Origin of the sequence: Streptomyces sp., assembly GCF_050698815.1 — a bacterium.
Lineage (GTDB): Bacteria > Actinomycetota > Actinomycetes > Streptomycetales > Streptomycetaceae > Streptomyces.
Genome location: NZ_JBOHCV010000159.1, coordinates 1 through 10,489, shown reverse-complemented (window position 1 = coordinate 10,489; position 10,489 = coordinate 1). Strand labels below are relative to the sequence as shown.

The following is a 10,489-nucleotide window of genomic DNA, read 5'->3' as shown; positions in this document are numbered from 1 at the left end:
TGATCGAGCCCAGGAAGACGCCGTGCTGCCAGTCGGTGCTCTCGGTGACGAGGGGGACGTTGGTGGCCCGGCGGCCGCCGAAGAGGATGGCCGAGATGGGCACGCCCTTGGGGTCGTCCCACTCCGGGGCGATCGACGGGCACTGGGCGGCGGGGGCGGTGAAGCGGGCGTTGGGGTGGGCCGCCGGGTGGTCGGCCGCCGGCGTCCAGTCGTTGCCCCGCCAGTCCTGGGCGTGCTCGGGCGGGGTGGAGAGCCCCTCCCACCAGATGTCGTCCTCGTCGGTCTTGGCCACGTTGGTGAAGATGCTGTTGCCGTGGAGGGTGGCCACCGCGTTGGCGTTGGTGTCGTTGCCGGTGCCGGGGGCGACGCCGAAGAAGCCGGCCTCGGGGTTGATGGCGTAGAGCTGGCCGTCCTCGCCGAACCGCATCCAGGCGATGTCGTCGCCGATGGTCTCGACGGTCCAGCCCTTTATGGTCGGCTCGAGCATGGCGAGGTTGGTCTTGCCGCAGGCCGAGGGGAAGGCGGCGGCCACGTACTTGGACTTGCCGCGCGGCGGGGTGAGCTTGAGCACGAGCATGTGCTCGGCGAGCCAGCCCTCGTCGCGGGCCATGACGGAGGCGATGCGCAGCGCGTAGCACTTCTTGCCGAGCAGCGCGTTGCCGCCGTAGCCCGATCCGTAGGACCAGATCTGGCGGGTCTCGGGGAAGTGGGAGATGTACTTGGTGCTGTTGCAGGGCCAGGGCACGTCCTGCTCGCCGGGCGAGAGCGGGGCGCCGACGGTGTGCACGGCCTTGACGAAGAAGCCGTCCTCGCCGAGTTCGTCGAGGACGGGCTGTCCCATCCGGGTCATGGTGCGCATGGAGGCGGCGACGTAGGCGGAGTCGGTGATCTCGACGCCCAGTGCGGAGAGCGGGGAGCCGAGGGGGCCCATGCAGAAGGGCACGACGTACATGGTCCGGCCGCGCATCGAGCCGCGGAAGATCCCGCCCTCGCCGTTCTCACCGGAGAAGACGGCGTGCATCTCGGCCGGGGCCTTCCAGCGGTTGGTCGGGCCGGCGTCCTCCTCCTTCTCGGAGCAGATGAACGTACGGTCCTCGACGCGTGCGACGTCGCTCGGGTCGGAGGCGGCGTAGTAGGAGTGCGGCCGTTTCACCGGGTCGAGCTTGGTGAACGTGCCGCGTTCGACCAGGTCTTCGCACAGGCGCTCGTACTCCGCTTCGGAGCCGTCGCACCACATGATCCGGTCGGGTTCGGTGAGGGCGGCGATCTCCTGGACCCAGGAGGCGAGCTCCTGGTGACGGGTGGGTACGGGGTTGGTGGTAGGAGCCGCAGTACTGCGCGCCACGATCACTCCAGACGTTGAGGGTTCGGGCGGATAGCTGCACAGATATCCGCTTTTTCTGCTGTGTTTCCCAGTCACCCCTTGGGGGCCGCGACCCGGATGCGTGCGCCGCGCTCATCCGGTGTCACCCTTGCTCCTCTGAGCATCCGAGGGTATCGGCTGCTTGTCCAGATGGAAAGGATGTGTCCATCGCCACTCGGACCCCCACGGGTGGCGTAGCTACGATGGACGGCATGACTGGCGCGCCCCGACCGAACGACTCGAAAGAGCCGACGACCGCTGCGGAACCGGCCGTTGAGGCGGACCGGTCCGGCGGTTCCGACGGGTCAGTCGGGTCCGTCGATTCCGTCGGGTCCGGCGGTTCGGCCGTGGGCGCCCTCGAGTCCGCCGCCGCCTCGGTCGGCTCGGCCGCCGCCGCGCTCCCCGGGCTCATCAAGCCGCGGCTACGCGGCTGGCTGCACGCGGGGATGTTCCCGGCCGTGCTCGCCGCGGGGATATTCCTGACCGCGCTGGCCGACAGCACGCGTGGCCGCGTCGCCTGCGGCATCTACACCCTCAGCGCGTGCCTGCTCTTCGGCATCAGCGCCCTCTACCACCGCGGCGACTGGAGCCCACGGGCCAACGCGGTCCTGCGGCGCCTCGACCACGCCAACATCTTTCTGATCATCGCGGGCACGTACACGCCGCTGACGATCCTGCTGCTCCCCGACGGGCCCAGTGCCGTACTGCTGTGGGGCGTGTGGGCCGCCGCGGCCCTCGGCATAGCGTTCCGGGTCTGCTGGGTCGGCGCGCCCCGCTGGCTCTACACGCCCTGCTACATCGCCATGGGCTGGGCGGCCGTCTTCTACCTGCCGGAGTTCCTGCGTGAGGGCGGCATCGCGGTGCTCGTCTGCGTCATCGTCGGCGGACTGCTCTACAGCGTCGGCGGTCTCGTCTACGGCATCAAGCGGCCGAACCCCTCACCGCGCTGGTTCGGCTTCCACGAGGTTTTCCACTCCCTGACGCTGGCCGCGTTCGTGGTGCACTACGTGGGGATCTCGCTCGTGGCCTACCAGCACGCGTAGCGCTACGCGCTACGCCGCGCGGGGTGTACGGCGCACCGAGCGGCCCGCGAGGACGTCCGTACGGCGGCCGTCCTCGATCACGAAGCGGCCGTCGATCAGCACGTGCGGGATGCCGGTGGGCAGCACGCGCGGGGTCTCGAAGGTGGAGCCCGGCGCCACGGTGTCCGGGTCGAGGAGGACCAGGTCGGCGCGGTAGCCCTCGCGGACCAGGCCGCGGTCGGTCAGGCGGAGCCGGGCGGCGGCGCGTGAGGTGAGATGGGCGACGCATTCCTCCAGGGAGAGCACGCCCAACTCCCGTACGTACCGCCCCAGATACTGCGGGAACGTCCCGTACGCGCGCGGATGCGGCTTGGCCCCCTGGAGGATGCCGTCGCTGCCGCCCGTGTGCACGGGGTGGCGCATGATCCGCTGGACGTTGTCCTCGTGGCCGACGTGCTGAAGGATCGTGGAGCCGAGCCGGTCCTCGAGCAGCAGCCGGCGGGCGGTGACGAAGGGCTCCTCCTGACCGAGCGCCGCCGATTCGGCGATCGTCCTGCCGACGTGGTGGGCCAGGGCGGGGTCCGAGACGCCGGAGATCTCGATCGTGTTCCAGTCGATGGGGACGCCGTGGCAGCCGTCCGCGCCCTCGACCTCCATGACGTGGCGGATGCGGGCGCAGGTCTCCTCGTCCGCGAGCCGCGCCAGGATCGCCTCGGGGCCGCCCGCACTCGCCCAGCTCGGCAGCATGGCGACCAGCGTCGTGCAGCCGGGGGTGTAGGGGTAGGTGTCCAAAGTGATGTCGGCTCCCGCGGCCAGGGCGCGGTCGAGGAGGGCGATCAGGTCGGGGGCCTTGTTCTCGTTGACGCCGAAATTCATGGTGGCGTGGGCGAGATGGAGGGCGCAGCCGGCTTCGCGGGTGAGGGTGACCATCTCCTCGTACGCCTGGAGTGCGCCCTTGCCGTAGGAGCGGTGGTGCGGGCAGTAGTAGCCGTCGTACGCGGCGACCGTGCGGCACAGTTCGGTCAGCTCGGCGTCGGAGGCGTACATGCCGGGGGTGTAGGTCAGGCCCGAGGACATGCCCACCGCGCCCTGGTCCAGGCCCTCGGCGACCAGGCGGCGCATCGTGTCGACTTCGGCGGGGGTGGCGGGGCGGTCGTCCCAGCCGACGGCGAGCATGCGGACGCTGCCCTGCGGGACGAGGTAGGCGGCGTTGACGGCGGTGCCCTGGCGGTCGATCCGGTCAAGGTACTCGCCGACGGTGCGCCAGTCGAAGTCGATGTCGTCACCGTTGCCGTTCCAGCCTGTGATCGCGCGGCGCACCTCGGCGAGGGTGCGGTCGTCGACAGGGGCGTAGGAGAGGCCGTCCTGGCCGACGACCTCGAGCGTGACGCCCTGGGCGGCCTTCGCGGAGTGGTCGGGGTCGCGGAGGAGGGCGAGGTCGGAGTGGGCGTGCATGTCGATGAAGCCGGGGGTGAGGGTGAGGCCGTCGGCGTCGACGGTACGGGCCGGGGAGGTCGCCGGGCGGGGGGCGCCCTCGCGGGCGATGGCCGCGATGCTGCCGTCCTTGATGGCGACGTCGGCGCGGTACGCGGGGGTGCCGGTGCCGTCGATGAGGTTGGCGTCGCGGATGACGAGGTCCACCTTGGCTGGCCTTTCTGGTGCGCTGACGGTGCGTGGTGCGTGGTGGGTACGGGGGCGTGCCGCTGCGGTGCGGGTGTCCGGACGGCATGATTTACGGCCCCGGGGGGCCACAAATCACTTCCCCTAGCTTCGCCGGGGAGACCCCAAGAGTGTCCGGACCCCCACCCCTCCGCGTCCCACCCCCTCGTCGCCGTGTGCGTCTGCGGGCCGTGTTCGGGGCTGCCGGTCAGAAGTACGTGCGGATGTACTCCGTCACCGTGCCGTTCGGGGTGGTCAGGGGGATCAGCTGCCACTTGTCGAAGATCGTGCAGGGGTGGGACATGCCCAGGCCCACCCAGTCGCCGACGTTCAGGTCCGCTTCGGTGCGGACCCACGCGTGCTGGTCGGAGAGGCCGGTGACCGTGATGCCGGTGGCCGGGCGGGTGGTGCCGTCGGGGGAGCGGATCGTGTGGGGTTGCGGGAGGTGGAGGTCGAAGGCCGCGTCGCGCTTGCCCGCGTTGAGAAATGCCTGGTGGGGGGTGGGGCGGGAGACGACCTGGGTCCAGAGGGTGAACGCGGCGTGCAGTTCGCCTTCTTCGGGGATCCGGTTGAAGGGGGTCCTCTCGCGGTAGGCGCCGTTGTCGTGGGAGACGTACGCGCCGGAGCGGAGGAGTTTGAGTACCGGGTGGGAGAGGGGCGGGAGTTCCGCGAAGACCTCCGCGACCGCGTCGAACCAGGCGCTGCCGCCCGCGCTCAGGACGATCTCGGTGAGTGCGTCGAAGCGGCCCGCCGCGTCGAAGTCGGTGACGAGGGCGGTGAGCCGGCGCAGCCAGGCGGCGACGGTGGCGGGGGAAGCGTCGGGGACTTCGCCCTCGTAGCCTGCGATGCCCACCAGGCGGAGGGTGGTGGTGGCGGCCACGGCGTCGGCCAGGGCGTGGCATTCGGATTCGGTACGGACGCCGGTGCGGGCTTCGGCGCCGGCGGCGAGTTCGATGACGACGTCGACGGGGCGGGTGGCGCCGGCGCCGGTCAGGGCCGCGTTCATCTGGGCGACGCCCTCGAGTGAGTCGACGTAGCAGATGAAACGGAAGTCCGGGTCGGCTTCCAGTTCCCGGGCAAGCCAGCGGAGGGCCGCGGGGTCGACCAGTTCGTTGGCGAGGAAAACGCGCGGGACCCGGAAGGCGCGGGCGACGCGGACCTGGTGGGGTACGGCCAGGGTGATGCCCCAGGCGCCGCGGTCGAGTTGGCGGGCGAAGAGCTGGGGGGCCATGGAGGTCTTGCCGTGCGGGGCGAAGGCGAGGCCGTGCCGCTCGGTGTAGGTCTCCATCAGGGCGAGGTTGTGTTCCAGGTGCTCCTCGGAGAGGGCCAGGACCGGGGTGGTGAAGCCGCCCGTGAAGAGGTTGCGGCGCTCGGCGGTGAGGGCTGCGACGGTGGTGCCGTCCGCGTCCGGCGGGAGTCCCTTGAAGCGGTGATCGATGCGCTCGTCGGCGGGGGTGTCCATGGCGACTCCGGAGGAGGTTGCAAATGATGCAATGGGTGTTGCGTATTTCGCTCATCGCTGTCTAGCATCCCGGCGAACGACTGGTCAATGGATGAGGAGATCGTGAGTACTGACGTCGTCTGCCTGGGCGAGACCATGGTCACCTTTCTGCCGTCGCAGGCGGGACGGCTGGCCGACGTGCCGTCTTTCCAGCGGGCCGTCGGCGGCGCCGAGTCCAACGTGGCCTGCGCACTGGCCGGTGCGGGGCATTCCGTGCGGTGGGTCAGCCGGGTGGGGAGGGACGGGTTCGGCGACCACGTGGTCGAGGCGATCGCCGGGCGTGGGGTCGATGTCGGATTCGTCGGCCGGGATGTGGGGAGAGCCACGGGCGTCTACTTCCGTACGGCAGGGGAGCGGTCCACGGCGGCGGACGGGAAGGCCGAGGCGGACGGGCTGGCCGAGGTCGTCTACTACCGGGCCGGGTCGGCCGCATCGGCCATGTCGACGGAGACGGTGGATCTCGCGGTGGTCGACGACGCGCGGGTGCTGCACGTCAGCGGGATCACCGCCGCGCTGTCGGAGGACTGTCTGGACCTCATGCGGCTGCTGACCGGGCCTCGTCCAGGGCGTCCGGTCGTCTCGTTCGACGTCAACTACCGGGTGGGACTGTGGGGCGCCGGAGAGGCGCTGGTGCTGCTCGAGCTGGCGCGCGGGTGTGACCTGGTCTTCGTCGGCGAGGACGAGGCCGCGGCGGCGTGGGGCGTGACGGGAGGGCCGGCCGGTGTACGGGCCGCGTTGCCCGAGCCCGAGGTGCTGGTCGTCAAGCAGGGGAGCGCGGGGGCCACCGCGTTCGTGGGTGAGGAGGCGGTGTTCGTGCCGGCGCTGCGGGTCGAGGTCGCCGGCGCCGTGGGGGCGGGGGACGGGTTCGCCGCCGGGTTTCTCTCGGCGACGCTGCGCGGGCTGTCCGTACGCGACCGGCTCCGGCACGGACATCTGACGGCGGCCGCCGCGCTCAGCGTGCCCGGCGACGTCGCGGAGCCGCCGTCGCGAGCGGAGGCCGACCGACTGGCCGCACTGGACGACGAGGCGTGGGCGAGACTGCGACTCGGGCCCGGGTGGAACGAAGAGAAGGCGAACGCATCATGAGTCAGACCGTCGACCGCGCGCTGAGCATTCTCCCGCTGCTGGCGGAGGGGCCGGCCAATCTGCAGCAGGTCTCCAACCGGCTCGGCGTACACAAGTCGACGGCCCTGCGGCTGCTGCGTACGCTGCACGAACACGGCATCGTCTACCGCCAGTCCGACCAGCGCTACCGGCTCGGCGCGCGGCTCTTCGCGCTGGCCCAGGAGGCCGTCGAGAACATCGACGTGCGGGAGATAGCGCACCCGCATCTGGTCGAGCTGAACGCGCGGACCGGGCACACCGTGCACCTCGCCGTCTACACGGAGGACGAAGTCCTCTACATCGACAAGGTGGAGAGCCGCTACCCGGTGCGGATGTACTCGCGCATCGGCAAACCCGTCGCGATCACCGTCGCCGCGGTGGCCAAGCTGCTGCTCGCCGACCTGCCCGAGCCGGAGCGGCGCATGGTCGCCGAACGGCTCGACTATCCCCCGTACACGTCCCGTTCGATCACCGACGCCGCCGCCTTCCTGGAGGAGCTGGCGAAGGTACGCGAACAGGGCTGGGCCACCGATCTGGGCGGCCATGAGGAATCCATCAACTGCGTCGGCGCACCGGTGCGCGGCGTGGAAGGGCGCGCCGTCGCGGCCATGTCGGTGTCCGCGCCGAACGTGGTCGTCAGCGCCGACGAACTCCTCACCCTGCTGCCCCTGGTGCGCCGCACCGCCGACGCGATCAGCGCCGAGTACTCCGGAAAGGGAACAACCTGATGAGTGACAGCAAGACGGCCATCACCCCGGCCACCCACACGGCGCCGCCCGCGAAGTTCTCGCACGGGGTGAAGAAGGGCAACATCCTCCAGGTCGCCGGTCAGGTCGGGTTCGGGCCCGCGGTCCCGGGCCAGGCTCCCGCTCCGGTGGGTCCGGGCCTGCGTGAGCAGACCCTGCAGACCCTCGCCAACGTCGAGTCCGTCCTGCGGGAGGGCGGCGCGAGCTGGGAGGACGCGGTCATGGGGTTCCTCCGTGGATACTCCGCCCTTCAGGGCGGAGAGGAAGCGGACTCCTGCGGAGCGGGGCAAGGGGCTGCGCTTCGTCGCCAGGGCGGGGCGCGGTGCTCTGACCCGCAGATTTGATGTTCACTTGCGGTCGCGCTAGTTTGTGAGCGTGACCGTGAGCCAAGTGAAGCGGGCGTTCAAGTACCGCTTCTATCCGAGCGATGCGCAGGCAGCCGAGCTGTCGCGCACTTTCGGATGCGTGCGCAAGGTCTACAACCTGGCGCTCGCGGCCCGCACCGAGGCATGGACGCGTCAGGAGCGGGTCAACTACAACGCCACCTCGGCGATGCTGACGGCCTGGAAGAAGACCGAGGAACTGGCCTACCTGTCCGAAGTGTCCTCGGTACCGCTCCAGCAGACGCTGCGGCACCTGCAGGTGGCGTTCACCAACTTCTTCGCCAAGCGGGCGAAGTACCCGCGTTTCAAGTCGCGGAAGAAGTCGCGGAAGTCCGCCGAGTACACCACCTCGGGCTTCCGCTTCCGTGCCGGGAAGCTCACCCTGGCGAAGATGTCCGAGCCGCTGGACATCCGCTGGTCCCGTCCCCTGCCCCAGGGCGCGGCCCCTTCGACGGTGACCGTCTCGCAGGACGCGGCCGGACGCTGGTTCGTCTCCCTGCTGTGCCAGGACGCCTCCATCCAGCCGCTGCCCGCCATCGATGCGGCGGTGGGTATCGACGTCGGCCTGGACCACCTGCTGACCCTCTCCACGGGCGAGAAGATCGTCAACCCCCGGCATGAGCGCCGTGACCGTGCCGCTCTGGCCAAGGCCCAGCGCCGGCTGGCGAAGAAGGCCAGGGGCGAGGGCGCCAACCGGGCCAAGGCCCGGCGCAAGGTCGCCAAGATCCATGCCCGGATCACCGACCGCCGCCGTGACCACCTGCACCAACTCACCACCCGGCTCGTGCGTGAAAACCAAACGCTCGTGATCGAGGACCTGACCGTGCGCAACATGGTCAAGAACCGGAGCCTGTCCCGCGCCATCAGCGACGCGGCGTGGTCGGATTTCCGGAGCATGCTGGAATACAAGGCAGCCTGGTACGGGCGGGAAGTGATCGCGGTCGACCGCTTCTTCCCCTCCTCCAAGCTGTGCTCCACCTGCGGCACCCTCGCCGAGAAGATGCCGCTGAACGTCCGGACGTGGACGTGCGACTGCGGTACGACCCACGACCGGGACGTGAACGCAGCGAAGAACCTTCTGGCCGCCGGACGGGCGGTCGCAGCCTGCGGAGCTGGTGTAAGACCTCAACGGAGTACTCCGGGCGGGCAGTCAGCGATGAAACAGGAAGTCTCACGGCGCGAGCCGTAAGAATCTCCCCCCTTCAGGGGGAAGAGCGTCAACGTGCTCGCCTACCTGCTCTCGCTGGTGCTGCGCGTCGCGCAGGGTTCGGCGACCGTCGCGATCGTGACCACCGCGGGCATCATCGCCCCGCTGCTGGCGGCCGGTGACTTCTCGCAGGCGGGCACCGCCTTGGTGATCATGGCGATCTCGGCGGGCTCCATCTTCGCCTCGCACGTCAACGACGGCGGCTTCTGGATCGTCTCCCAGTACTTCGGCATCTCCGAGCGGGACACCCTGAAGTCCTGGACGGTGCTGGAGTCGGTTCTCTCGGTCGCGGGCTTCGTGGTCGCGGCGGCGGTGAGTCTCGTCGTGTAGCGCTGTACCGTCCGGTACGCCGGTACGTACCAGCGGCGCCCCTGGAAGCCATCTTCCGTTTCCGGGGGCGCCGTTGGGGTCTTGTGGGGGTTCTTCTTCTGATCAAGAATGCACGGGATCACCCCGAACGAATCTTCGGTACGAGATTCGGAAAAGGATCGGAAAAGGAGAGGACCCCCCACATGAAAAGACCTCTCGTCGGCACGTTCGCCATGGCGCTCTTCGGAGCGACCGCGGTCACCGGACTTGCCACGACCCCCGCCGCCGCTGCCGCGCCGCCCGAGCGGGACACGGCGCAGGACGTCATATCCAAAACGGTCGACCGAGTCGTCCCCGGCGCCGCCGCCAAGCCGCCCAAGGCCGGCGCACCCGACTTCGCGGGGACCGTCGCGCTCAGCAACTGCTCCGGCTCGCTGGTGAAGATGCCCGGCTCCCAGCCCGGCGACCCCGGCCTGTTGCTCTCCAACGGGCACTGCCTGGAAGAGGGCATGCCCTCGCCCGGCCAGGTCATCGTCGACCAGCCGTCGCAGCGCAACTTCACCCTGCTCAACGCCTCGGGCGGTAACGCGGGCACGCTGACCTCCACCAAGATCAGCTACGCGGCGATGACCGACACCGACGTCTCGCTCTACGAACTGGACTCCACCTACGAGGAGATCAAGTCGGAGACCGGGATCGACCCGCTCGAGGTCGACGCCTCTCACCCCACGCAGGGCAACGCCATCACCGTCGTCTCCGGGTACTGGAAGGAGACCTACGGGTGCTCCATCGACGGCTTCGTGCACGAACTGCGCGAGGACGGCTGGAGCTTCAAGGACTCGCTGCGCTACACCGGCGAGTGCGACACCAAGGGCGGTACGTCCGGCTCGCCGGTCATCGACAACGGATCCGGCAAGGTCGTCGGGGTCAACAACACCCGTAACGAGAACGGGCAGGAGTGCACCCTCAACAACCCGTGTGAGGTGGACGAGGCCGGCAACGTCACCGTCCACGAGGGGACCGCGTACGGGCAGCAGACGTACACCCTCACCCCGTGCATGGGGGCCGGCAACAAGGTCGACCTGAACCTGCCGGACTGCAAGCTGCCCAAGCCGTAACCGAGTTCGGCCGGGGTCCTGCGCCGTGGTGCGGCGGCACCACGGGCAGGACCCGGGAGTGAGCGACGCCCCCGGAC

Annotated in this window: 9 protein-coding genes and 1 pseudogene; 7 read left to right on the top strand and 3 right to left on the bottom strand. The window is 69.9% G+C overall.

Translation table 11 applies throughout. The features are described from left to right. Positions 1-1,345: phosphoenolpyruvate carboxykinase (GTP) (locus tag ACRDP3_RS06130; protein ID WP_431515789.1), on the bottom strand; the 1,345-nt coding region annotated here is incomplete at its 3' end. A 365-nt stretch (positions 1,346-1,710) separates the two neighbouring features. On the opposite strand from ACRDP3_RS06130, the gene trhA reads away from it, so the two are divergent. After that, positions 1,711-2,406: a PAQR family membrane homeostasis protein TrhA gene (gene trhA / locus ACRDP3_RS06125; RefSeq protein ID WP_431515790.1), complete on the top strand. Its 696-nt coding sequence runs from the start codon at positions 1,711-1,713 to the stop codon at positions 2,404-2,406. A gap of 9 nt (positions 2,407-2,415) precedes the next feature. On the opposite strand, the gene ACRDP3_RS06120 is transcribed toward trhA, so the two are convergent. Then, a complete protein-coding gene (locus tag ACRDP3_RS06120; RefSeq protein ID WP_431515788.1) occupies positions 2,416-4,026 on the bottom strand; it encodes an N-acyl-D-amino-acid deacylase family protein in 1,611 nt (536 codons plus the stop codon). Between the two features lie 226 nt (positions 4,027-4,252). Beyond that, positions 4,253-5,506: an alanine racemase gene (locus tag ACRDP3_RS06115; RefSeq protein WP_431515787.1), complete on the bottom strand. Its 1,254-nt coding sequence runs from the start codon at positions 5,504-5,506 to the stop codon at positions 4,253-4,255. A 102-nt stretch (positions 5,507-5,608) separates the two neighbouring features. Here ACRDP3_RS06115 and ACRDP3_RS06110 point away from each other — a divergent pair, with 102 nt between their 5' ends. From ACRDP3_RS06110 to ACRDP3_RS06085, 6 genes and pseudogenes are all read left to right on the top strand, one after another. Further along, positions 5,609-6,631, top strand: a complete 1,023-nt coding sequence (locus ACRDP3_RS06110; RefSeq protein ID WP_431515786.1) for a sugar kinase — start codon at positions 5,609-5,611, stop codon at positions 6,629-6,631. Beyond that, positions 6,628-7,377 carry an IclR family transcriptional regulator gene (locus ACRDP3_RS06105; RefSeq protein ID WP_431515785.1) on the top strand — a complete coding sequence of 250 codons (750 nt, stop codon included), beginning with the start codon at positions 6,628-6,630 and terminating at the stop codon, positions 7,375-7,377. The genes ACRDP3_RS06110 and ACRDP3_RS06105 overlap by 4 nt, the downstream gene beginning before the upstream one ends. Beyond that, positions 7,377-7,739 carry a RidA family protein gene (locus ACRDP3_RS06100; RefSeq protein WP_431515784.1) on the top strand — a complete coding sequence of 121 codons (363 nt, stop codon included), beginning with the start codon at positions 7,377-7,379 and terminating at the stop codon, positions 7,737-7,739. The genes ACRDP3_RS06105 and ACRDP3_RS06100 overlap by 1 nt, the downstream gene beginning before the upstream one ends. A gap of 31 nt (positions 7,740-7,770) precedes the next feature. Beyond that, the gene (locus ACRDP3_RS06095) at positions 7,771-8,967 is read left to right on the top strand and encodes an RNA-guided endonuclease InsQ/TnpB family protein (protein WP_431515783.1); all 1,197 of its coding nucleotides are present in this window, start codon (positions 7,771-7,773) and stop codon (positions 8,965-8,967) included. Positions 8,968-8,985: 18 nt separating this feature from the next. Continuing rightward, a pseudogene (locus ACRDP3_RS06090) lies at positions 8,986-9,315 on the top strand (GntP family permease); the annotation flags it as partial. A 182-nt stretch (positions 9,316-9,497) separates the two neighbouring features. Then, complete coding sequence (locus ACRDP3_RS06085) at positions 9,498-10,412, top strand: trypsin-like peptidase domain-containing protein (RefSeq protein WP_431515782.1); 915 nt, start codon at positions 9,498-9,500, stop codon at positions 10,410-10,412. Positions 10,413-10,489: the final 77 nt, after the last annotated feature.

Bases quoted from the DNA above. Each gene is read 5' to 3' on its own strand.
- ACRDP3_RS06085 (WP_431515782.1), top strand. From the start codon at position 9,498: ATGAAAAGACCTCTCGTCGGCACGTTCGCCATGGCGCTCTTCGGAGCG.
- ACRDP3_RS06105 (WP_431515785.1), top strand. From the start codon at position 6,628: ATGAGTCAGACCGTCGACCGCGCGCTGAGCATTCTCCCGCTGCTGGCG.
- ACRDP3_RS06115 (WP_431515787.1), bottom strand. From the start codon at position 5,506: ATGGACACCCCCGCCGACGAGCGCATCGATCACCGCTTCAAGGGACTC.
- ACRDP3_RS06100 (WP_431515784.1), top strand. From the start codon at position 7,377: ATGAGTGACAGCAAGACGGCCATCACCCCGGCCACCCACACGGCGCCG.